The 22754-nt window shown below is 50.0% G+C and carries 18 protein-coding genes, 2 tRNA genes and 2 rRNA genes; 4 read left to right on the top strand and 18 right to left on the bottom strand.

What is annotated here, in order from left to right; all coding sequences use genetic code 11:
- The first annotated feature begins 179 nt into the window (after nt 1-179).
- Nucleotides 180-1631, top strand: a complete 1452-nt coding sequence (locus tag HQ393_RS00730; RefSeq protein WP_179356966.1) for a YdgA family protein — start codon at nt 180-182, stop codon at nt 1629-1631.
- A gap of 199 nt (nt 1632-1830) precedes the next feature.
- On the opposite strand, the gene HQ393_RS00725 is transcribed toward HQ393_RS00730, so the two are convergent.
- The 5 genes from HQ393_RS00725 to HQ393_RS00705 all read right to left on the bottom strand — a co-directional run bounded on the left by HQ393_RS00725 (nt 1831) and on the right by HQ393_RS00705 (nt 7102).
- On the bottom strand, nt 1831-3267 hold the full coding sequence (locus tag HQ393_RS00725) for an IS1182 family transposase (protein ID WP_179356965.1): 1437 nt from the start codon (nt 3265-3267) through the stop codon (nt 1831-1833).
- 155 nt (nt 3268-3422) lie between these two features.
- Nucleotides 3423-3956, bottom strand: a complete 534-nt coding sequence (locus HQ393_RS00720) for a hypothetical protein (protein ID WP_179356964.1) — start codon at nt 3954-3956, stop codon at nt 3423-3425.
- 911 nt (nt 3957-4867) lie between these two features.
- Nucleotides 4868-5935 (bottom strand): tRNA 2-thiouridine(34) synthase MnmA, encoded by a 1068-nt coding sequence (gene mnmA / locus HQ393_RS00715; protein WP_179356963.1) that lies wholly within the window; start codon nt 5933-5935, stop codon nt 4868-4870.
- Entirely contained in the window at nt 5932-6411 is a 480-nt protein-coding gene (locus HQ393_RS00710; protein WP_179356962.1) for an NUDIX hydrolase, read from the bottom strand. The genes mnmA and HQ393_RS00710 overlap by 4 nt, the downstream gene beginning before the upstream one ends.
- Before the next feature lie 61 nt (nt 6412-6472).
- A complete protein-coding gene (locus HQ393_RS00705) occupies nt 6473-7102 on the bottom strand; it encodes a pseudouridine synthase (RefSeq protein WP_179356961.1) in 630 nt (209 codons plus the stop codon).
- 130 nt (nt 7103-7232) lie between these two features.
- Between HQ393_RS00705 and icd the strand changes: the two genes are divergently transcribed.
- Complete coding sequence (gene icd / locus HQ393_RS00700; RefSeq protein WP_179356960.1) at nt 7233-8456, top strand: NADP-dependent isocitrate dehydrogenase; 1224 nt, start codon at nt 7233-7235, stop codon at nt 8454-8456.
- Nucleotides 8457-8602: 146 nt separating this feature from the next.
- Here icd and HQ393_RS00695 read toward each other — a convergent pair whose 3' ends face one another.
- Nucleotides 8603-8806 carry a cold-shock protein gene (locus HQ393_RS00695; RefSeq protein ID WP_179356959.1) on the bottom strand — a complete coding sequence of 68 codons (204 nt, stop codon included), beginning with the start codon at nt 8804-8806 and terminating at the stop codon, nt 8603-8605.
- 244 nt (nt 8807-9050) lie between these two features.
- Here HQ393_RS00695 and clpS point away from each other — a divergent pair, with 244 nt between their 5' ends.
- Together clpS and clpA are read left to right on the top strand one after the other, a co-directional pair.
- Nucleotides 9051-9359 carry an ATP-dependent Clp protease adapter ClpS gene (clpS, locus tag HQ393_RS00690; protein ID WP_179356958.1) on the top strand — a complete coding sequence of 103 codons (309 nt, stop codon included), beginning with the start codon at nt 9051-9053 and terminating at the stop codon, nt 9357-9359.
- A gap of 1 nt (nt 9360) precedes the next feature.
- Nucleotides 9361-11628, top strand: coding sequence for an ATP-dependent Clp protease ATP-binding subunit ClpA (gene clpA, locus HQ393_RS00685; protein ID WP_179356957.1), 2268 nt, complete (start codon nt 9361-9363; stop codon nt 11626-11628).
- 67 nt (nt 11629-11695) lie between these two features.
- Here the strand turns inward: clpA and HQ393_RS00680 are convergent, their stop codons facing one another.
- The 12 genes from HQ393_RS00680 to HQ393_RS00625 all read right to left on the bottom strand — a co-directional run bounded on the left by HQ393_RS00680 (nt 11696) and on the right by HQ393_RS00625 (nt 22636).
- Nucleotides 11696-12511 carry a mechanosensitive ion channel family protein gene (locus HQ393_RS00680; RefSeq protein WP_179356956.1) on the bottom strand — a complete coding sequence of 272 codons (816 nt, stop codon included), beginning with the start codon at nt 12509-12511 and terminating at the stop codon, nt 11696-11698.
- 73 nt (nt 12512-12584) lie between these two features.
- Nucleotides 12585-13502 carry a site-specific tyrosine recombinase XerD gene (xerD, locus tag HQ393_RS00675; protein WP_179356955.1) on the bottom strand — a complete coding sequence of 306 codons (918 nt, stop codon included), beginning with the start codon at nt 13500-13502 and terminating at the stop codon, nt 12585-12587.
- Nucleotides 13499-13990, bottom strand: a complete 492-nt coding sequence (locus tag HQ393_RS00670; protein ID WP_246307920.1) for a methylated-DNA--[protein]-cysteine S-methyltransferase — start codon at nt 13988-13990, stop codon at nt 13499-13501. Before HQ393_RS00670 ends, xerD begins: the two co-directional genes overlap by 4 nt.
- Before the next feature lie 61 nt (nt 13991-14051).
- Complete coding sequence (locus HQ393_RS00665; protein ID WP_179356954.1) at nt 14052-15128, bottom strand: glycoside hydrolase family 18 protein; 1077 nt, start codon at nt 15126-15128, stop codon at nt 14052-14054.
- 66 nt (nt 15129-15194) lie between these two features.
- Complete coding sequence (locus HQ393_RS00660; RefSeq protein ID WP_179356953.1) at nt 15195-15545, bottom strand: RidA family protein; 351 nt, start codon at nt 15543-15545, stop codon at nt 15195-15197.
- 54 nt (nt 15546-15599) lie between these two features.
- Complete coding sequence (locus HQ393_RS00655) at nt 15600-16784, bottom strand: DesA family fatty acid desaturase (protein ID WP_179356952.1); 1185 nt, start codon at nt 16782-16784, stop codon at nt 15600-15602.
- Nucleotides 16785-16853: 69 nt separating this feature from the next.
- Nucleotides 16854-18170, bottom strand: a complete 1317-nt coding sequence (locus HQ393_RS00650) for a mechanosensitive ion channel family protein (protein WP_179356951.1) — start codon at nt 18168-18170, stop codon at nt 16854-16856.
- A 5-nt stretch (nt 18171-18175) separates the two neighbouring features.
- Nucleotides 18176-18667: an adenylyltransferase/cytidyltransferase family protein gene (locus HQ393_RS00645; RefSeq protein ID WP_179356950.1), complete on the bottom strand. Its 492-nt coding sequence runs from the start codon at nt 18665-18667 to the stop codon at nt 18176-18178.
- A gap of 259 nt (nt 18668-18926) precedes the next feature.
- Nucleotides 18927-19040: ribosomal RNA gene (gene rrf, locus HQ393_RS00640) — 5S ribosomal RNA — on the bottom strand.
- A 164-nt stretch (nt 19041-19204) separates the two neighbouring features.
- Nucleotides 19205-22091, bottom strand: a 23S ribosomal RNA gene (locus HQ393_RS00635).
- Between the two features lie 353 nt (nt 22092-22444).
- A tRNA-Ala gene (locus HQ393_RS00630) sits at nt 22445-22520 on the bottom strand.
- A 39-nt stretch (nt 22521-22559) separates the two neighbouring features.
- Nucleotides 22560-22636 (bottom strand) — tRNA-Ile (locus HQ393_RS00625).
- Between the last annotated feature and the right edge of the window lie 118 nt (nt 22637-22754).

The raw sequence follows: 22754 nt of genomic DNA, 5'->3' as shown, positions 1-22754 counted from the left end.
TACCTGATGTGCGATACCCTCTCCCCCCGCCCTCTCCCTGAGAGGGAGCCTCGATGCTCTCGAGGCATTTTCTACGGCAATTTATTCAATAATCACAGGCGCTGCGGCGCCTGTTTTTACATCGATCAGATATAATCAAGCGACGTAAGTTGAAAATTTCATTGATTAGAGGTTTCAGGGTGAAACGTAAAGTAATCGCAGGCAGCGCACTTGGCTTAGTCGTTTTGGCCACAGGCTATTTGGGTGGTAGCTATTACGCTGGGCAAGCCGTTGAACAAACCATGCTCAAACAGCACGACTGGATCAGCAAGCTGCCCTACTTTATCGTCAAATCGCACAGCTATCAGCGCGGCTGGTTGAGCTCAACCGAGACGACCACCTTGCAGGTCAATCCTGAAATCTATCGCTTTCTGGTTGAAAAAGAAGGCGAACCCTTGCAGATGTTTGAGGTGACCTACACCAACCACATCCAGCATGGCCCATTCCCCTTGCTCAATCGCCTCAACCCGATTCCTTACAAAGCCGTCGTCAGCACCGAATTTAATTACTCGGCCGACACGCAAAAATTCCTCGCCAAATTTTTTGGCGAACAAAAGCCCATCCACATCGAAAACCGCATTTCGTTTAACGACGATGGCGTCATGAAGATCAGCGTACCGAGCTTTGACTACGAAGAAGCGCTCTCTGGCGTCAAAGCCAAATGGCAAGGGTTGGAAGCCACGCTCGACTACGGCGGCGACTTCAAGCGCGTCAAATTTGACGCCACTGCACCGGGTCTGTCTGGCGAAGCCAAAAGCAAAGGCGCATTTCATCTCAAAGATTTCAGCGTCAGCATGGATCACCGTGAAGGCATCAATGGCCTGATGATCGGCACTACCGGCGCCAAAGTCACTAATTTCGACCTCAATCTACTCGAAAACACGCCGATCAAGCTCAGCTTGGAAAATCTGACCTATCAAGGCAAGGTGGAAGAAAAAGGCGACTTTATCAATGGCAGCGCCCAAATTGATTTGGCCAAATTGATCTTGGATGGCAAACCCTACGGCCCGGCCATCATGATCGCCGAAGCTAACCATCTGCACGGCAAAACCCTGGCCAAGCTCGGCGACGAAGTCACCGTGCTGCAAAAACAAAAACTCAATCGCGAGCAACTCACCACCGCACTGACCAAGCTCGCCAAAGAACACGGCCTGCCATTGCTGCAAAACGATCCTGAATTTGCGATCAAAAAGCTCGAAGTCAAACTCCCCGACGGCGCGATTAAGTTCTCTGGCTCAGTGGGGCTCAAAGGCTTTGTTGAGGCCGATCTGGAAAAACCTGTCGATCTAGTCAACAAACTCGACGCCAAAGCTGATTTCGCGATTCCACGCAAAGTCGTAGAAACACTAGTAATGTGGCAAGCGCGCAATATGTTTAGCGGCGGCGCCAATGATGGCCAAGTCAATCACGACGATATCGACTTTTTGGCAGGGCAATTTGTCGAAGGCCAAATCAACAAACTCGCAGATCAAAACCTGATTCGCGTGAATGGCGATTTGCTCTCCGCCAAAGCTTCGCTTAAAGGCGGCAAGTTCATCCTCAACGACATCGCCGTACCGCTGCCGTGGGATCAGCCAGCACCAGCGCAATAAAGGGCTCTGGCTTAGTACAAAAAATAAAACCCGCTGGAAAGCGGGTTTTATTTTTGGCGGGGATCGACCCAGGCTGTGTAAAAACGCCAAGACCGACGTGGGTTATTTTGCCTAACCAATTTGAATCACGCGCGTGTTGCTTGAAGTAAACGTAAAACTTCATGAATAACACCACTAAAAACAGCAATTAAAAGGCCTTTCAGCCCTTCATTGCCACCAACATTGCTTGATTTCCCATTATGTTCATAACTCGCTTCATGTTATACGCGAGTATATGCAAACTCATCTCTGTGCTGACGTGCTTCAAGGTCTTCGTTAGGAAATGCGTTGCCCCCATCCAGGCTTTTAGCGTCCCAAAGGGATGCTCGACGGTCTGCCGTCGAACACGCATTGCATCTGGTTGCAATTCCAATCGCTGCTGCGCTTTTTCCAGTACGGCCTCATGCTCCCAGCGACTCACGCGCCGGTAATCACTCGGTGTACATCTGGTCTTGAGCGGGCAACGTGGGCAGTCAGAACTCCAATACCGGCTCATGTAGCGCCCAGCTTCCAAGCTCACAAAACGATGAATTAGTCGGCTATTGCCTGGGCAGACATATTCATCACGAGCTGGGTCATAGTGGAATTCATCTTTGCCAAAGCGCCCATCTGCTTTAGCACCTGAGGTTTGCGGTTTCGGCACCAAAACCGTAATGCCCGCCTGTTCACACGCCAGTATTTCATCACCGTTGTAATAACCTCGGTCTACGACCACCTCTATTGTTTCTTGTGCGAGGACTGCTTTGGCTTGTTGGGCCATATTGGCCAGCTGCGTACGGTCATGCCCTTGATTGGTGACCTGATGCGCAATAATTAAATGGTGCTTGGCATCGACAACGGTTTGCACGTTATAACCCACAACACCACTGCCACGGCCGCTGGTCGCCATGGAACGGGCATCTGGGTCGGTGAGTGAAATCTGTTTGTCTGGCGTCTTGGCGAGTTGAGCCTCGACCTCATCCAGGCGGGCCATCTGCGACTTCAGTCGCGCCAACTTGTCCTGCAAGCGGGCGACCTTGGCTTCTGCAATATCGGGCGGTTGCCGGTCTGTAATTTCCATCTCCCGCAGGTAACTTGCAATGTTCGCTTCGATTTGCTCCCGTTGCTTAGCGAGTTTGTTGCTGGTGTAGTTGCGGTCGCGATGATTAACGGCTTTGAACTTGCTGCCATCAATTGCCACAATGGCGTTGCTAAATAAACTGAGTTGCCGACATAACTGGACAAACTGCCCGCAAACCTTGCAAATCGCTGGCCCATTATCTTTGCGGAAATTGGCGATGGTTTTAAAGTCGGGCATTAAGCGACCGGTGAGCCAAATCAGCTCCAGATTCCGGTGGGCTTCACGTTCCAGGCGACGGCTGGATTGGATTCGGTTGAGGTAGCCGTAGATATACAGCTTGAGCATCGTGCTGGGATGGTAGGCTGGGCGGCCAGTGGCTTCTGGCTCAACCCCATCGAAACCGAGTGCCTTTAAATCTAGGTATTCAACGAACTGGTCAACGACCCGGACGGGGTTGTCCGCGCTGATATAATCTTCCAAGCATTCAGGCAGCAGCAATGTTTGGGTTCTGCTTTCACCTACAATGAATCTGGGCATAGAATCATCCTTGGCGGAGAGTTCCAAGAATTATACCGGTCGAGTGTTTATGTGTTTTTACACAGCCTGGACCCACTGCCGACATTCAACTGCCAAACGATGTGTGACAGGTAATACTAACGCTGCCTCATCTTGAGCTGATTTGTTTGGGGATATTAAGTACCTTCATTGCACGCTACTAGGAGAGCATTGATTCGAGTATTGAATAAACCCGCTGCAGAGGATGATTGTAATACCTTATTAACCAATAATTTTTGACCTGCAGTCGTCTTACCGAAATTGACCAATTCATTCATTTCATCGCTGGAAAATTTGGGGAGCGGCTCGGGTAGTTGATGGCCTGTGCTGGTGTATATCTGTAGTAAACCATGTTTGGCGCACTTTTCCCCTACGACACTGGATAAGAACATATCGATGGCGTTTCGCTCTGAAGTCGAAAATTCGCTAGTTAGAACCTGCTCAAAGACAGAGTAAAAGCTGTCTGGTTTTAGTGCCGAGACGCAGTTAGCGACGGCATTAGAAATCTTGCCGTCTTTCGCTCTGTCCTGAGTAGCAAGCTGCATTCCCAGCAATGCAGTCTGCGAAAATGTCTGAATTGAAATAGTGACGGTACTTTCGTTGGCAATCGCTGAACAATCCATCATTGCGGTCAGAGCAAGGAGAGGTAAGGCTAGGACAAGGCGATTCAAGTGATGCTCCTAATGAATTAGCAACTAATAAAACACTCATTCTGGTATGAACAAACTCGGCATTACTTCCGCTTCTGACCGTTTACTGCCTGAGCCAGTATCAACGATTGTAATTATCTTTAGTGCCTACGGCACGTTGTTTTTAGTGCGCGTTCCGCCGCGCAGACAGGAAGGGGGCTTTGCTTCGCCAAAGCCCCCTGCACCCCAAAGGCGACCCGGGCTCAAAGCGCTCCGCGCTGCCCTTGCCGCGTCGTGAGCCAAACGATACAACCGTTTGTCTCTCTCCTTGCTGCGGTTTTCGCTACACGGGAATTCAAGTCCTAGACCAAGCATCAAGACACATACCTGCCGTAGTGTTGCTTTGAAAATCTTTTTGGCATTGGTTTTGGTGCGAATACCCCTACTGCTAATTAGAGCGGATTGCCCGTGGAGACGCGCCGTTCGGGAGGTGATTGGCAAGGCATGGTGTAGCTTGGCAACTTGTTGCCTTAGCGGAGACTGTGGCCTTGGGCCATTTTAAGCCGCAACCTGTTTGAGCTGCGCGACGCTAGCGCGCAGCGAGTTTTGCGGCGCCTTGCCAATTGCCGGACGGACGAGGTTTAGCGTCGATCGGGCGCGCGCGGGTTGCAAGGGGCGGCGCAAGACCCGCACCTTGCTCGTCTGGCCGGCGAAACGGCCGGTTCATCGCCTGCGCAGCAGGCCATGCAATCGTTAATGCATAAGATCAGTTGAACTTCTGCGCCGTTGGCGCGATGTTCTGTCGCGCAAAAAATTAACCCGCGCTTTCGGTGCGTTGCTCTGCGCAGTACACACTGCACATAAAAAAACCGCCAGCAGCGCCAGCGGTTTTATATACTCAACATAGTATTGCCCTACAGACAAATCCTGAATTCAATTAGCAGCCCATACCCCTACTGGATAATCCCGCCACCCAAGCAAACTTCGTCTTTGTACAGCACCATCGACTGCCCCGGCGTCACGGCCCATTGTGGCTCGTCAAACACCAGCTGCACGCCGCCATCAATATGAGTCAATGTGCACGCGCTGTCTTGCTGGCGATAGCGGGTTTTGGCGGTGTAGCGACCTTCGGCTGGCGTTTCGCCCAAAATCCATGAGCAGTCTTTGGCGATCAGCACCGGATTGAGCAGCAGCGGGTGATCGTGGCCTTGCACGACGATCAATTCGTTACGTTCCATGTCTTTGCCCGCTACAAACCACGGCTCAACGCTGCCTTTGGTGCCGCCGATACCTAAGCCTTGGCGCTGGCCGAGCGTGTAGTACATTAACCCCTGATGCTCGCCCATCACCTTGCCTTCAGGCGTGACCATCGCACCCGGTTTTTTCGGCAGGTAGCGATTCAAAAATTCGCGAAATGGCCGCTCGCCGATAAAGCAAATACCGGTCGAGTCTTTTTTCTTCGCATTGGGCAAATCGATTTTTTCGGCGATGACGCGCACTTCGGATTTGAGTAAATCACCGAGCGGAAACACCGCATGCGAAATTTGCTCTTGGCTCAGGCGATAGAGGAAATACGTTTGATCTTTGCTTTGATCGGCTGCGCGTAACATTTCGGTGCGCCCGTCTGCGCGCAAACGTGTTTTTGCATAATGGCCAGTGGCAAGTTTGACGCCGCCGAGCTTGATCGCGAATTCCAGAAACGATTTAAACTTGATCTCGCTATTGCACAGAATATCGGGGTTCGGCGTGCGGCCGGCAGAGTATTCGGTGAGGAAATGGCTGAACACACGGTCTTTATACTCGGCAGCAAAATTGACCAGCTCGATGTCGATACCGAGCAAATCGGCGACCGCAATCGCGTCCATCGAGTCTTCTTTGATCGAGCAATATTCGTCGTTATTGTCGTCTTCCCAGTTCTGCATGAATACGCCATGCACTTCATAGCCCTGCTCTTTCAACAGATGTGCCGTCACCGAAGAATCAACGCCGCCAGACAGACCCACTACAATTTTGCTGCTCATAAACTATTACCATCAAAGTCGCGGATCAGGTCGATTGGAAAACGTCGACCCGCTAAATAATCATCAATACACGCCAATAGCAGCGGGCTACGGTGCTGTGCGGCGCGCGCAAGCAATTCATCCCGCGTCAGCCACACCGCCGCTTCAATCCCTTCATCGGCCAAGCCCAAATGACGCGCTGCATCGTGCTCGCCCAACTCGCCGCAAAACGCGTACCGCAGATAAGTTAGATCCGTGCCGGGCACTGTCCACTGGTAAATGCCGACCAAGGCGGTCGGTGTGAAGTGATACGCGGTTTCTTCCAGCGTTTCGCGGCGGCAAGCGGCAATAATCGATTCATTCTGGTCTACGTGGCCAGCAGGCTGATTGAGTTTGAGCTCACCTTGAATGCGTTCCTCAACAATCAAAAAGCGGCCATCGCGCTCGATCACGGCCGCAACGGTGGTATTGGGTTTCCACATGGGATTTGAATTCATCAGGCAAAACAGGATTTTACCGCAATTTACCGCTCGAATCGCCTGCGCCAGTCGGTAAAGTTCACCGCACTTTATTCGGCCCGCGGCGGCCACGCTGCTTGGGTCGTGCCGGCTCGCTTGGCTCAGGCTTGGCGACTCCCGGCGCGGCGACGTTGAGTTTTTTGAATTGCCCCAAGGGAATATTGTCCAGGGTATAGCCACCCACAGCATAGCGAATAAGGCGCAGCGTCGGATACCCTACCTTGGCCGTCATGCGACGCACTTGGCGGTTTTTGCCCTCGGCAATCGTGATTTCCAGCCACGTCGTCGGGATATTGGCGCGCTCACGGATGGGCGGCACGCGCGGCCAAACGATCTCGGGCTGCTCGATAATCCTCGCCCCGGCGGGCTGGGTTTTGAAATCACCCAAATCCAAGCCACCCGCACGCAAGGCTTGCAGCGCAGCCTCATCGGGAATGCCTTCCACTTGCACCCAGTAAATCTTCGGTAATTTATGTTTGGGATCGGTAATGCGATGAATCAGCGCGCCATTACCAGTGAGCAGCAGCAAGCCTTCCGAGTCGGTATCGAGCCGCCCGGCGGCGTACACATCCTTGATCGGCACATAGTCAGCAAGGCATTGATGCGGCGGGCTAGGTGTAAATTGGCAAATCACACCGTAGGGTTTATTCAACAGGATAAGCTGTGGCATGGCGAACGGACTTGGCAGAGAAGCGTCAAACCTGTGATAATAGTGCGTTTTTTCTGTTTGGCTTGTAAAAAATAAAATATAAAGCCGCGCAGAACGTTATCAATGACTGTATATCACAGGAAATAGCACGATGAGTCTGATCAAAGTACCTCAAGGCGGCGCGAAAATCGTTCCTAACCTCGCCACTCCTGATAATCCAATTATCCCTTTCATCGAAGGTGATGGCATTGGTGTGGATATCACCCCAGTAATGATCGATGTAGTCGATGCTGCTGTGAAAAAATGCTACGGCGACGCACGTAAAATCCACTGGATGGAAATCTACTGCGGCGAGAAAGCGTCTAAATTGTACCCAGACGGCTCTTACCTGCCACAAGAAACACTCGACGCATTAAAAGAATACGTTGTATCGATCAAAGGCCCATTGGCGACGCCAGTTGGCGGCGGCATCCGTTCATTGAACGTGGCTCTGCGTCAAAACCTGGACCTGTACGTTTGCTTGCGTCCAGTACGTTATTTTTCAGGCGTTCCTTCGCCAGTAAAACACCCAGAACGCGTTGACATGACGATCTTCCGTGAAAACACTGAAGACATCTACGCGGGTATTGAGTGGGATGCCAACTCTGAAGGCGCGAAGAAAGTTATCGAATTCCTGCAAAAAGAAATGGGCGTGAACAAGATTCGCTTCCCAGAGTCTTCATCTATCGGTATCAAACCAGTATCTAAAGAAGGTACTGAGCGTCTGGTTCGCAAAGCGATTCAGTACGCAATCGACAACAACCGTAAGAGCGTTACCTTGGTTCACAAAGGTAACATCATGAAGTTCACCGAAGGTATGTTCCGCACTTGGGGCTACGAGCTGGCTAAAAACGAATTCGGCGGCGTTGAGATCGACGGCGGCCCATGGTTGCAATTGCCAAACGGCATCGTGATCAAAGACGTGATCGCTGACGCGTTCTTGCAACAAATCTTGTTGCGTCCAGCAGATTACGATGTAATCGCAACGTTGAACCTGAACGGCGACTACATTTCTGATGCCTTGGCAGCAGAAGTGGGCGGTATCGGTATCGCTCCAGGCGCGAACTTGTCTGACAACATCGCATGCTTTGAAGCAACTCACGGCACAGCACCAAAATACGCAGGTCAAGATAAAGTGAACCCAGGTTCTATCATCTTGTCGGCTGAAATGATGTTGCGTCACATGGGCTGGACTGAAGCCGCTGACAAGATCATCGAAGCGATGGGCAAAGCCATTGCAGACAAACAAGTGACTTACGACTTCGCCCGCCTGATGGACGACGCACAAGAAGTTTCTTGCTCTGCCTTCGGTAAAGCCATGATCGAACGCATGTAATATGCTGATCACTCGCTAAGCGCGTTGATCGACAAAAAACCCCGCTAAGCGGGGTTTTTTTATTTCTGGCATTTTTCGCCGATATACTGAAACAACAGACGTAAAAAAACCCGCCACTAAGCAGCGGGCTTTAGCTCAAGCAAAAATTAGGCAGTTTGGATATTGCCAGCTTGCTTGCCTTTTTGGCCTTGCGTCAATTCGAAAGAAACACGCTGACCTTCTTTCAGAGTTTTGAAGCCTGGCATATTGATCGCAGAGAAATGCGCGAACAGATCTTCACCGCCGTCATCTGGAGTGATAAAGCCAAAACCTTTAGAATCATTGAACCACTTAACAGTACCTAATGCCATGTCGAAATAATCCTGCAAACTAAATTAAATAATCATGAAATATCGGCAAAGCAAATAAATGGTTCTGCCGAGGGCTAGCAAGACAGAAATACTTCCATCAAACTTGCATTACTTTTTACGCGAAAATAACCAAGTTGGTCAAGCGGAACAATATTTACTAATTAACAGTGTGTCATCTCTATCACGCTTGAAAAAACGGCATAGAGAGCCAAAATAGAAGTGATACACAGGTAAGTGGAACACAATGGCACTAACCCACCAGTTTGATACCGAATTAAAAGAAGCAGACGTTCGTACCGCTCCCCCGCCCATGTGGCAGGTTGTGTTATTAAATGATGACTTCACCCCAATGGACTTTGTCATTGACGTATTGCAGCAGTTTTTCGGATTAGGATCGGACCAGGCCACACAAGTCATGCTTAAAGTACACCATGAAGGTCGCGGCATCTGCGGGGTTTACCCCAAAGACATCGCCGCCACCAAAGTGGCCGACGTTACGCAGTACGCTCGGGCGCACCAGCACCCGCTGCAATGCATCATGGAGGTGAAATAAAATGATCGCCCAAGAACTCGAAGTTAGCCTACATATGGCGTTCATGGACGCACGTCAAAAGCGCCATGAATACATCACCGTCGAACACCTCTTGCTCGCCCTGCTCGATAACCCATCGGCCATCGAAGTCATGAAAGCATGCGGCGCCAATATTGAAGAATTGCGCCGCCAACTCGGCGATTTCGTAACCGAGCATACCCCCGTGGTGTCGGGCACCAGCGAAGTTGAAACGCAACCAACGATTGGTTTTCAACGCGTCATTCAACGCGCCATTTTGCATGTGCAATCGTCGGGCAAAAAAGAAGTCACCGGTGCAAACGTACTGGTTGCGATCTTTGGCGAAAAAGACAGCCACGCGGTGTATTTCCTGCATCAACAAGGCATTACTCGCCTTGATGTGGTGAACTTCATCGCCCATGGGATCAGCAAAAGCACCAGCAGCAACCAGCAAGCAGCCCCCAAGCACGAGCAATCTGAGGAATCCGAAGGCGAAAACAGCCCCGGTGGCGCGCTAGAAAACTACACCCAGAATATGAATCAACAAGCCCTCGCCGGCAAAATCGACCCCTTGATTGGTCGCGAGCATGAGCTGGAACGCGTGATTCAAATCCTATGCCGTCGCCGTAAAAATAACCCCTTGTTGGTGGGCGAAGCTGGCGTGGGTAAAACCGCCATCGCTGATGGCCTGGCACGCCGCATTGTTGAAGGCGATGTTCCAGATGTGCTGTCAGATGCGACGGTTTACACGCTCGATATGGGCGCGCTGTTGGCGGGTACGAAATATCGCGGCGACTTTGAGCAACGCCTCAAAGCTGTAATTAAGCAATTGGGCGAAGAGCGCAACGCGATCTTGTTTATTGATGAGATTCACACTCTGGTCGGTGCTGGCGCAGCCTCAGGCGGGACATTGGATGCGTCCAATCTGCTTAAACCTGCACTCTCGAACGGCACGCTCAAATGCATCGGCGCAACGACTTACACCGAGTATCGCGGCATTTTCGAAAAAGACAATGCGCTGTCTCGTCGCTTCCAGAAAATCGATGTCGTTGAACCAACAATTGAACAAACCATCGAGATTCTGAAAGGCCTCAAAGATAAATTTGAAGCCCACCATGGTGTGAAATACACCCAAGCGGCAATCACGACCGCGGTCGAGCTATCAGCCAAATTTATCAATGACCGTCATCTGCCAGATAAAGCCATCGACGTGATCGACGAAGCAGGTGCGGCGCAAAAAATCTTGCCTCGCTCGAAACAGAAAAAAACCATCGGTAAAGGCGAGATTGAGGACATTATTTCCAAAATTGCCCGCATCCCACCTAAATCGGTATCGAATGACGATAAAAACACGCTCAAAACGCTGGAACGCGATTTGAAAAATGTCGTCTTTGGCCAAGAAAAAGCCATCGAAGTGCTCGCCACCTCAATCAAAATGGCGCGTGCTGGCTTGGGCAATCCGCAAAAACCAATTGGCTCATTCCTTTTCAGTGGCCCGACTGGTGTGGGTAAAACCGAAGTCGCACGTCAACTCGCCTACACGATGGGGATTGAGCTGATTCGTTTTGATATGTCGGAATACATGGAACGCCATGCGGTGAGCCGACTGATTGGCGCGCCTCCGGGATATGTTGGGTTTGAACAAGGCGGTCTATTGACCGAGGCAATCAATAAACATCCGTATGCGGTATTGCTGCTCGACGAGATCGAAAAAGCGCATCCTGATATCTACAACGTACTGCTGCAGGTAATGGATCACGGCACGTTAACCGACAACAATGGTCGCAAAGCCGATTTCCGCAATGTCGTCATCATCATGACGACCAATGCGGGAGCAGAAGTACTCAATAAATCGGTGATTGGTTTTACGGCGAAGAAAGAGCAAGGCGACGAGATGCAGGAAATCAAGCGCATGTTCACGCCAGAGTTCCGTAACCGGATTGATGCGATTATTCCATTCGCCTCACTCACGCACGAGATCATCTTGCAAGTGGTTGAGAAATTCCTGATGCAACTCGAAGCTCAATTGCACGAGAAAAAAGTCGAAGCGCACTTTACTGATGAGCTCAAAGACTACCTCGCTAAACACGGCTTTGATCCGCAAATGGGTGCTCGCCCAATGGCGCGACTCATTCAGGATACGATCCGCAAAGCGCTGGCCGATGAGCTGCTGTTTGGACGTTTGGTAACTGGTGGTGAAGTGACCATTGGCATTGATAAGGATGGCAAGGTATTGCTCGAAATGCCAGAAAAAGAAACAATCCCAGCCTAATACCCTGACTAGGTATAAAAAACCCGCCAAGGCGGGTTTTTTTTCATCCAACAAAAATCAACACAACTTATTTTTGCTGCACAGTTACCACTTGTGAAGGCGTTGGCGCTGGGAACGCCGCCAAAGTTTCCATAATCACGCGATTGGTATCGAAATACACTTGCCAGTAATTGTCATTATGGCAATACGGACGCACCGCCAAGACCGGGCCCACCAATTGGAAATCCATAATTTCCACATCGACCGCAGGTTCGGTCACGACATTTGGAATCTTGGCAATATTGGCTTTCAACTGAGCAATCGCAGCAGGCACATCTGCCGCGCCAGACAATTGCGCTTTCAGATCAACGCGGCGATATGGCGTTGCCGTGTAGTTCTGGATATTGTCAGCAAAAATTTTGCCATTGCCCACGTAGGTAATGATGTTGTCTGGTGTCAGAATCGTGCTAGCAAACAAGCCAACCTCATGTACGACACCCGTTACACCGCCGGCCGTAATCATGTCGCCGACTTTGAACGGGCGCAGCACGATTAGAAAAGCGCCTCCGGCAAAATTAGCCAACAGGCCAGACCACGCCATACCAATGGCCACACCAGCAGCGGCCAGCAAAGCGGCAAAAGTCGTTGTTTGAATGCCGAAATAGCCCAGAATCCCAATAACCAGTAATACATTAAGCAAGACCGTCACTGCCGAGCCTACATAGCGTAATACTGTCGGGTCAACTTTTTGCCGACTTAATCCGCCCTGAACAAACCGAACCACCACACCGATCAGCCAGCGGCCAATCACCCAGAAAGCAATACCCGCCAGAATTTTCACACCAAATTCAGCGACATAGCCCAGCGCGATGTCCTGGTACTTTGTAATTAATGATGCATCCATTGCCTTATCTCCTGAAGTCGTCACTCATATGACGTGGATAAATCTTACCCGAATCTATGCAACTTCTGAAAATTTAACCGCGAGGGTGATGATTTTGGTGTAATAATTTGAGACGCTCAGCAGCAACCTGAGTGTAAATTTGGGTCGTCGTAATATCCGAATGCCCGAGTAAAGTCTGCACCACTCTTAAATCAGCGCCGTGATTGAGTAAATGCGTTGCAAAGGCATGGCGCAAAACGTGAGGGCTCAATAGCTTCGCATCGATCCCAACCGCGGCTGCGTATTGCTTGATAATGAACCAGCAACCTTGGCGCGTCATCGCCTCGCCCCGCTGATTCAGAAATAAACACGGCTCTGCGGCATGCTTGAGCAGCAGATTGCGCCCCTCATTCAGATAGCGCCCCACCCATTCAGCCGCCACTTCGCCCAGCGGCACCAAGCGCTGCTTACCGCCCTTGCCTTGGGTGATATGTAAATAACGTTCACGCAAATACACCTGTGAAATAGGCAAAGTGACTAACTCGGTCACGCGCAATCCCGTTGCATACATCAGCTCCAGCATCGCGCGATCCCGCAAACCTGCAGGCGTGGCGACATCAGGGGTATTGAGTAGATTTTCGATCGTAGATTCTGGCAATGATTTGGGCAGTGGCCGCACTCGCTTGGGCGAAGTGAGCTGTGCGCATGGATCAAATGCAATTTGATTTTGCAAAATCCAATAGCGATAAAATTTGCGCAAACTTGCCATGCGACGCGCCAAGCTGGCGGCTTTTAAATCTCGCGCTTGCCGCGCCAGAAATGCCTGCACCGCATCGCGATCAGCCAGCCATAGGGTCAGATGGCGCTCTTGATGTAGCCACTGCGCCCAAATAAGTAAATCTCGCCGATAGCTGTCGATGGTATTTTTGGCTAGACCATCCCCCAGCCAGATGCCATCGAGAAATTGATCAATTAATGCAACTTCGGCTTCGGGTAATGCTTCGGAATTCATAACTCAGACTTGGAAATAATGCCTTCATGCGCCAAGAGCCAACGTTTGATGGGCATCCAGTCCACACCATTGCGATTGGCATTAAACCCACCCAAACCATGCGCCGCCACAATGCGATGACATGGAATCACGATCGGCAACGGATTTCGCCCACAAGCGCCGCCGACAGCACGCGGGCTAGATTGAATTTGCTGCGCTATATCTAGATAGCGCCGCGTAGCCCCCACGGGAATGTCGGCAATGGCATGCCACACCTTCAGTTGATGGACAGTGCCATCAAGCCGCAAAGGCAAATCAAATTGGAACTTGGCATTCTGTGCGTAGGCAAAGAGCTGCTGTTGTGTTTCTCGCAGCAAGGCATTGGCTGGCGCCGTTTCAACGACTTGGCCACTGAGAAAATCCAGCCGCACCAGGGCATTTTCGCTGGCAATAACCTCAATCGCACCAAAGGGTAGATTCATTTTCATCGATAAAACATCGGTGGCCATCACATACCCCTTGGCGTATCAACGCATAAACAAGCTAAATTAGGAAACCCAATGATATACCCTAGTCTTGTAATGAAAGATATAAAGCGTCGAGTAGCGCATTATTATGGTCATCGGTGTATTCCCAGAACATGGCGCCAGCCAACTGCTGCTCGACCGCATAGCGGCCTTTCAATGCAATGGATTCACGATCTTCATAACTGACGAATTCATCACCATTTTGCAGCCACGGCGCTTGTGCCGCCGCATCCCAATGGCGGGTGTAGCGGCCACTGGGGAGCAACTCGGTATCAATGGTTCGAAAACCATAAGCACCATTACTACCAGCCAGCCCCGACTCGCCTAAGCCCTTGGCACCCACACCTTTCAGCGAACGGCCATAAAATGGGCAGCCGATGACCAGTTTTTCACGGGGGACGCCATTATTAATAAACAGCTGAATCCCTTTATCGGCACTATCTCCATCAGGGTCTACCGCCGAATTAAATAGATTGGAATGATGGCCAGCTCGCTTAGCCCAACCGTTGTAAAAGTCGTAAGTCATCATATTGATGAAGTCACAGGCCGCTGCGACCCGGCCAATTTCTACCCCATCCAGATAATATTGCCCGGCACCGGCTGCGATGCTCAATTGATAGCGATGCTTGCCAACGCGCCCTTCCCGATCCGAAGCCGCATCCAAACGGTCACGCAGCGCTTCGAGCATGAGCGAGAAATTATGCTTATCTTCTGGGCGTGCTTTAATCCCCGCCATATCATTGCTGGGGTATTCCCAATCCATATCGATGCCATCAAGCTGGCGATCCAGCATAAATTTCACCGCCGAATCGGCAAACTCGGCACGAGACGCTGCGCTGAGAGCCGCATCGGAAAAACCATCCGCAGTCCAGCCACCGATTGAAATCATGATTTTCAAATCAGGATTACGCAGTTTTAGCGCCTGCAGATCGACAAAATACTGCTCAAAGCGCGCCAACTCGACCTCATCGCGCGCATCTTCAAAAGCAAATTGCAGCCCAACTTGGTGATTCACCACTTTGGCAAAGGCATAACAAAGGTGAGTTAACTTTTCGGCGGGCAATTTATCCAGATCAAATGGATTCCAGGTGGCCAAATAAGCCAAGAGTATGCGTGACATTGTCGTTCCCTAATTCCGGCCAAAAAATGATGTTAACTTTTCACATCGCGCGGCGCTAAGTAAAAATTACAAAGCCGCAATGACTGTCATTTCTACCAGATAGCGTGGATCGGCCAATTTGGCCTGGACAGTCGCGCGCGCTGGCGTGTGGCCATGTGGAATCCACTCAGACCACGCCTGATTCATCGCATCATAATCCGCCATATCCGAGAGGAAAATAGTCACTTGCAGCATTTTCGATTTATCAGAGCCTACTTCGGCCAGCAGTCGGTCAATGCATGCCAAAACTTCTTCCGTTTGCCCGAGCGCATCTTTTTCTAATGATTCAGCGATTTGCCCCGCCAAGTACACCGTATTGTTATGCACGACTGTTTCACACAAACGTGGGCCGACATGATAGCGTTGAATAGAAGACATATTGAAACTCCAAATAAAAAAGGCGAGCCGAAGCTCGCCTTGGCGCATTAAATATTATGCTACAGCACGTAAACGTAAAGAAAAATCCGCCAACGCTTTAATCCCGCTCGATTCAGCGCGGGCACACCAATCTTGCAATTGCTCTAGCAATTCATCTTTGGTCAGTGAAGAGCGCTCCCAAATACGGGTTAATTCTTGGCGCATCTGGTATACCTGCGTAAGTACGGCACTTTGTGCGAGCAAGGCTTGCAAGTGGAGACGCTCACTCATGGGCACATCTTTTTCATCTTGTTTCAGCCAAATTTTCATTTGCTTGGCTGGATTCATATTCAATGACGGCAATTTAGCGCCCACTTTCAACGCATCCAGCTCTTTCGATACCGTGTCTTTTAAGGTGCGAGCATAATTGGCCGCAATCGCATAGCGATTAGCAATCACCGCTTGTAATGCTGCTTCATCCAAAACAGGTCGGGTTTGAGCTAATTTGATTTTGGGGGCTAATTTACGTACTTGTGCCAAACCCAAAGCCGATAAGATACGGATATACATCCAGCCAATATCAAACTCAAACCATTTATACGATAATTTGGCCGAAGTTCCGAAGGTGTGATGATTGTTATGCAATTCTTCACCACCAATCAAGATACCCCATGGCACGATATTGGTAGATGCATCTTCACATTCAAAATTGCGATAACCCCAATAATGACCAATACCATTAATCACGCCAGCAGCACTCACCGGAATCCAGAGCATTTGCACTGCCCACATCCAAATCCCATTTGCACCAAATAGCAGCAAATCGATGACGGCCATTAATGTTGGCCCCCAGCTGGCATATTTACTATACACATTACGTTCTAGCCAGTCATTGGGCGTGCCATGACCGTACTTTTGCATGGTCTCAATATTGGCGGCTTCTGCGCGATACAGCTCCCAACCTTCAAAAAAGACTTTTTTAATCCCCAATACTTGCGGGCTATGCGGGTCTTCTGCCGTTTCACATTTAGCGTGGTGTTTGCGATGAATCGCCGCCCATTGCTTGGTAATTTGCGCCGTCGTTAGCCACAGCCAAAACCGGAAAAAATGACTCGGAATTGCATGCAGATCCAATGCGCGATGCGCCTGATGGCGGTGCAAAAAGATCGTGACCGATGCAATCGTAATATGGGTCAATACAAGGGTAACTAAAATATACCCCCACCACGGCAAATCGATTAGGCCATTGAGCCATTCCATACCAGTATTCCTTTTACAAGGCAGTGAAAACAGCTTCGCCGCCTAGATTAGATTTTACTCATAAATAAATCATTGCGCAGAATTGAGCGACGAACTACGTCCATCTGCAGCAGGCAATACCATGATGTCGCGCCGTGGGTATGGAATTTCAATGCCGTTTTCTTTGAAGGCACGCCAGATGTTTAGATTAATTTCTGATTTTAGCCCCATCTGACCATTTTCCGGATCAGCAAGCCAAAACCCTAGCGTCAAGTTAATGCCACTATCGGCAAAAGCTGTTACAAAAGCACCTGGCGCGGGATCTTTCAGGATGCGAGGGTTACCCTCAGTAGCAGCAATCATGACTTGCATGACCAAGTCGAGGTCTGAGTTATAGGCCACCGAAACCGGCATCCCAACCCATACCGAGCGATCGTTATAGGATTGATTAACAACCGTTTGCGTAATCAAGGTGTCATTAGGCACCAATGACTCGGTGCCATCCGCGGCCTTGAGCACGATATAGCGTGAAGTTAATCCACTGATCACGCCTTGCCGATTATCTACCGAAATTAAATCCCCCATTTTAATGGAGCGATCGAGCAAGATAATAAAGCCCGACACATAGTTGGATGCGATTTTTTGCAAGCCAAAACCCAAGCCAACACCCAATGCTCCACCAAAGACCGACAAGATAGTTAAATCAATACCGACCAGCGATAAAGACAGCAGCACTGCCACAACCACCAAGACGGAGCGCATCACCTTGACGAGGACGACGCGGACATTCATCTCCATCACATCGGTTTGCATCAGACGCTGCTCAAACGTGCGGCCAATCCACATCGCGAGAAGCAGGGTCGCCCCAACAGAAATGAGCCCCTGCAAGACCGTCAGTACCGAAATATGGACTTTGCCCGCATCAAAACTAATCGAATCAAGTGTCGCCAATACCTCAGGCAAAATCCCGACGACATGTAAAACATACAAAACCCAAATCGATAGCGAAATATACTTTTCCCACCGCTGCACCCACTGAGCGCCTTCAAATACACGGCGAATCACGTAAACCAATATACGAATGTTGACCATGGCCAACATCAGTAGATTCGCGACACGCAGCAATGAATTGTTATGGCCTTCAAGCAAATGCAAAACTAAATTGGCCGCACTCACCAGCAATAAAGCGAGGCTTGGAAACAAGATTCGAGCCAGTCCATCACCGCCGGTTTTCCAACGCAAATCCTTTACCGCCTGGTGACGCAAGACCCGCAAAGAAAACCAATAGGCACTGCCCCAGCAGATCAGCAGCAATATGGCCTGCAATACAATCTGTGAATTGAAAATCCCCATTTGCCCAACATCAGTGACCAATTGGGCTAATAAATTATGTCGTTCAAGCGCCATCTAGCTCACTCACCCCGAATCATTTGCAATGTTTTGGTCGTCGAAGTATCGAACAGAAATGGAATCGAATGCACCGTGCCGCCTCGAGCCAGCACTTCTTTGCTACCGACGATATTTTCGGGCAGCCAATCACCGCCCTTCACCAGAATTTCAGGCTGAATCAATTCAATAAGATTAAACGGCGTATCGTCATCAAACCAAGTCACCAAATCGACCGATGCCAAGCTTGCCATCACTGCCGCGCGATTAAGCAATGGATTAATTGGTCTATCATTGCCTTTTCCCAATCGACGTACCGACTCATCGGTATTGAGCGCTACGACCATCGCTGCCCCCAATGCCCGTGCTTGCGCCAAATAAGTCACATGACCACGGTGCAAAATATCAAAACAGCCATTCGTGAACACCAGAGGGCGCGCTAGCTGAGCTAGTTTCAGCGGCAATTCTTCTGGCGCACAAATTTTTAGTTCGAATTGTGGAGCGTCATACTGGCTCATTCGTAAATCCTTAATCATTAAATCTACTTTGCCTTCAAGATATTAAGCAAAGCTCATATGCACATGAAGTATCAATATTTGGAGAATACCAGAAGCCATAAGTTCACAGTCTGGTATTTATTAACAACATATACACCATCTACGTACCTTAACAGGAACTAATAAACACTTAGCATTAAAGAATAGACCCAGCAGTATTTCATTCCCTCAGCGCAAAGCAAAAAGCCCAGCTCGATTGAGCTGGGCTTTCTTTAGGGGAGTCTGGCAATGACCTACTTTCACACGGGCTATCCGCACTATCATCGGCGCTGAGGCGTTTCACTGTCCTGTTCGGGATGGGAAGGAGTGGGACCACCTCGCTATGGTCACCAGACAAAACTGGGTGAGTTAGCTGTTTTCACTTTTGTGCAAACAACCACTCGAAATAGAAGAAGTCTTAACAATCAGTTGACTCGCTACACTCATCAACTGATCTCATATCTCTTAACTTGTATTGGGTCGATTATACCATCAGTCGCTTAACGCGTCTCAGGTTATAGGATCAAGCCTCACGGGCAATTAGTATCGGTTAGCTTAACGCATTACTGCGCTTCCACACCCGACCTATCAACGTCCTGGTCTCGAACGATCCTTTAGAGGTCTTAAAGACCTAGGGAAGTCTCATCTTGAGGCTAGTTTCGCGCTTAGATGCTTTCAGCGCTTATCTATTCCCGACTTAGCTACCCGGCAATGCCACTGGCGTGACAACCGGTACACCAGAGGTCAGTCCACTCCGGTCCTCTCGTACTAGGAGCAGCCCCCCTCAAACTTCCAACGCCCACTGCAGATAGGGACCAAACTGTCTCACGACGTTTTGAACCCAGCTCACGTACCACTTTAAATGGCGAACAGCCATACCCTTGGGACCGGCTACAGCCCCAGGATGTGATGAGCCGACATCGAGGTGCCAAACTCCGCCGTCGATGTGAACTCTTGGGCGGAATCAGCCTGTTATCCCCGGAGTACCTTTTATCCGTTGAGCGATGGCCCTTCCATTCAGAACCACCGGATCACTATGTCCTGCTTTCGCACCTGCTCGACTTGTCGGTCTCGCAGTTAAGCCGCCTTTTGCCATTACACTATCAGTACGATGTCCGACCGTACCTAGGCGACCTTCGAGCTCCTCCGTTACAATTTGGGAGGAGACCGCCCCAGTCAAACTGCCTACCATGCACGGTCCCCGATCCGGATAACGGACCAAGGTTAGAACCTCAAAGGGGTCAGGGTGGTATTTCAAGGACGGCTCCACTGAAACTAGCGTTCCAGCTTCAAAGCCTCCCACCTATCCTACACAAACCACTTCAAAGTCCAATGCAAAGCTACAGTAAAGGTTCACGGGGTCTTTCCGTCTAGCAGCGGGGAGATTGCATCTTCACAAACACTTCAACTTCGCTGAGTCTCGGGAGGAGACAGTAGGGCCATCGTTACGCCATTCGTGCGGGTCGGAACTTACCCGACAAGGAATTTCGCTACCTTAGGACCGTTATAGTTACGGCCGCCGTTTACTGGGACTTCAATCAAGAGCTTGCACCCCATCATTTAATCTTCCAGCACCGGGCAGGCGTCACACCGTATACATCCACTTTCGTGTTAGCACAGTGCTGTGTTTTTGATAAACAGTCGCAGCCCTCATTTCTCTGCGGCCTCATTGGGCTCCGGTTGTACACCTTCACCTACTAGAGGCACACCTTCTCCCGAAGTTACGGTGTCAATTTGCCGAGTTCCTTCTCCCGAGTTCTCTCAAGCACCTTAGAATACTCTTCCTACCCACCTGTGTCGGTTTGCGGTACGGTTCAATATAAGCTGAAGCTTAGTGGCTTTTCTTGGAAGCAGGGTATCGCTCACTTCGTCTACAAGTAGACTCGTCATCACGCCTCAGTGTTAAAGCAGCCCGGATTTGCCTAAGCCACACACCTACACGCTTAAACCAACTCTTCCAACCGTTGGCTGAGGTAACCTTCTCCGTCCCCACATCGCACTTATACCAAGTACAGGAATATTAACCTGTTTCCCATCGACTACGCATTTCTGCCTCGCCTTAGGGGCCGACTCACCCTGCGCCGATGAACGTTGCGCAGGAAACCTTGGGTTTTCGGTGAGGGGGCTTTTCACCCCCTTTATCGCTACTCATGTCAGCATTCGCACTTCTGATACCTCCAGCATCCTTCTCAAGACACCTTCACAGGCTTACAGAACGCTCCTCTACCATATGTACATCGTACATATCCGCGTCTTCGGTTATCAATTTGAGCCCCGTTACATCTTCCGCGCAGGACGACTCGACCAGTGAGCTATTACGCTTTCTTTAAATGATGGCTGCTTCTAAGCCAACATCCTGGCTGTCTATGCCTTCCCACCTCGTTTTCCACTTAATTGATCATTTGGGACCTTAGACGGCGGTCTGGGTTGTTTCCCTCTTGTCCCAGGACGTTAGCACCCCAGGACTGTCTCCCATGCTCGCACTTGACGGTATTCAGAGTTTGCCATGGTTTGGTAAGTCGCGATGACCCCCTAGCCATAACAGTGCTTTACCCCCGTCAGTGATACATGAGGCACTACCTAAATAGTTTTCGAGGAGAACCAGCTATTTCCAAGTTTGTTTAGCCTTTCACCCCTATCCACAGCTCATCCCCTAACTTTGCAACGTTAGTGGGTTCGGACCTCCAGTGCGTGTTACCGCACCTTCATCCTGGCCATGGATAGATCACTTGGTTTCGGGTCTACGCCCAGCAACTATGCGCCCTATTCGGACTCGGTTTCCCTACGCCTCCCCTATTTGGTTAAGCTTGCTACTGAACGTAAGTCGCTGACCCATTATACAAAAGGTACGCAGTCACGGAACAAGTCCGCTCCCACTGTTTGTATGCATCCGGTTTCAGGTTCTATTTCACTCCCCTCCCGGGGTTCTTTTCGCCTTTCCCTCACGGTACTGGTTCACTATCGGTCGATGATGAGTATTTAGCCTTGGAGGATGGTCCCCCCATCTTCAAACAGGATTTCTCGTGTCCCGCCCTACTTGTCGTACGCTTAGTACCACAATTGTGTTTTCATATACGGGGCTATCACCCACTATGGCCGGACTTTCCATTCCGTTCTATTAACACGACTGCTATCACGTACAGGCTCTTCCCATTTCGCTCGCCACTACTTTGGGAATCTCGGTTGATTTCTTTTCCTGCGGTTACTTAGATGTTTCAGTTCACCGCGTTCGCTTCACATGACCTATGTATTCAGTCAAGGATGACCCAAAAGGGCCGGGTTTCCCCATTCGGAAATCGTGGGATCAAAGCACTTTGCCAGCTCCCCCACGCTTATCGCAGGCTATCACGTCCTTCGTCGCCTATCATCGCCAAGGCATCCACCAGATGCACTTATTCGCTTGATCCTATAACCTCAAACACGTTTTACCGTACTCTTGGTCAGAGTTTCGTATTTACGACTTGTTGAATAGTTTCTCACGCTATTCAACGGCTGACTTTTACATCAGCAGATACAATCAACCCAATTTATTACTGTAAAAACAAGTCACCCTGTTTTCACATTGTTTAATTAGGAGATATTACTTCTTCTATTTTGTTAAAGAACGATACAGATGTCTTTCGACATTCCGATTTAAGAAACCAGAACAAAATCAACAACCAGAACCCAAACTACTGATCCGTCTATTGACTGAATTCTAAATTCTTGACAGTGACTTTTTTGCTGCACCACTGTTTGCACAGTGCTCGCCGCAAGGTGTGGTGGAGGATGACGGGATCGAACCGACGACCCCCTGCTTGCAAAGCAGGTGCTCTCCCAACTGAGCTAATCCCCCAATCTGGCATTACTAAGCTGTTTCCACTTACTAGGTAAGTGGTGGGTCAAGCTGGAATCGAACCAGCGACCCCCGCCTTATCAAGACGGTGCTCTAACCGACTGAGCTACTGACCCAGCTTCCAACCAAGTCCGTAACCCTGAGATCAATTGCTTCATCTCGCAGTTACTTTCTCTGTATCTTCAAATTCTACAGCCGATGAGTGTGAGTACTTGACCCGCAGGTCTTTCTCTT

The sequence above is a fragment of the Chitinibacter bivalviorum genome (assembly GCF_013403565.1).
GTDB lineage: Bacteria > Pseudomonadota > Gammaproteobacteria > Burkholderiales > Chitinibacteraceae > Chitinibacter > Chitinibacter bivalviorum.
This window is presented reverse-complemented; position numbering and strand designations above follow the sequence as displayed.

Coding starts and splice junctions, on each gene's coding strand:
- HQ393_RS00660 (WP_179356953.1), bottom strand. CDS start 15,545: ATGTCTTCTATTCAACGCTATCATGTCGGCCCACGTTTGTGTGAAACA.
- clpA (WP_179356957.1), top strand. CDS start 9,361: ATGATCGCCCAAGAACTCGAAGTTAGCCTACATATGGCGTTCATGGAC.
- mnmA (WP_179356963.1), bottom strand. CDS start 5,935: ATGAGCAGCAAAATTGTAGTGGGTCTGTCTGGCGGCGTTGATTCTTCG.
- xerD (WP_179356955.1), bottom strand. CDS start 13,502: ATGAATTCCGAAGCATTACCCGAAGCCGAAGTTGCATTAATTGATCAA.
- HQ393_RS00665 (WP_179356954.1), bottom strand. CDS start 15,128: ATGTCACGCATACTCTTGGCTTATTTGGCCACCTGGAATCCATTTGAT.
- icd (WP_179356960.1), top strand. CDS start 7,233: ATGAGTCTGATCAAAGTACCTCAAGGCGGCGCGAAAATCGTTCCTAAC.
- HQ393_RS00650 (WP_179356951.1), bottom strand. CDS start 18,170: ATGGCGCTTGAACGACATAATTTATTAGCCCAATTGGTCACTGATGTT.
- HQ393_RS00670 (WP_246307920.1), bottom strand. CDS start 13,990: ATGGCCACCGATGTTTTATCGATGAAAATGAATCTACCCTTTGGTGCG.
- clpS (WP_179356958.1), top strand. CDS start 9,051: ATGGCACTAACCCACCAGTTTGATACCGAATTAAAAGAAGCAGACGTT.
- HQ393_RS00695 (WP_179356959.1), bottom strand. CDS start 8,806: ATGGCATTAGGTACTGTTAAGTGGTTCAATGATTCTAAAGGTTTTGGC.
- HQ393_RS00710 (WP_179356962.1), bottom strand. CDS start 6,411: ATGAATTCAAATCCCATGTGGAAACCCAATACCACCGTTGCGGCCGTG.
- HQ393_RS00680 (WP_179356956.1), bottom strand. CDS start 12,511: ATGGATGCATCATTAATTACAAAGTACCAGGACATCGCGCTGGGCTAT.
- HQ393_RS00655 (WP_179356952.1), bottom strand. CDS start 16,784: ATGGAATGGCTCAATGGCCTAATCGATTTGCCGTGGTGGGGGTATATT.
- HQ393_RS00645 (WP_179356950.1), bottom strand. CDS start 18,667: ATGAGCCAGTATGACGCTCCACAATTCGAACTAAAAATTTGTGCGCCA.
- HQ393_RS00705 (WP_179356961.1), bottom strand. CDS start 7,102: ATGCCACAGCTTATCCTGTTGAATAAACCCTACGGTGTGATTTGCCAA.
- HQ393_RS00725 (WP_179356965.1), bottom strand. CDS start 3,267: ATGCCCAGATTCATTGTAGGTGAAAGCAGAACCCAAACATTGCTGCTG.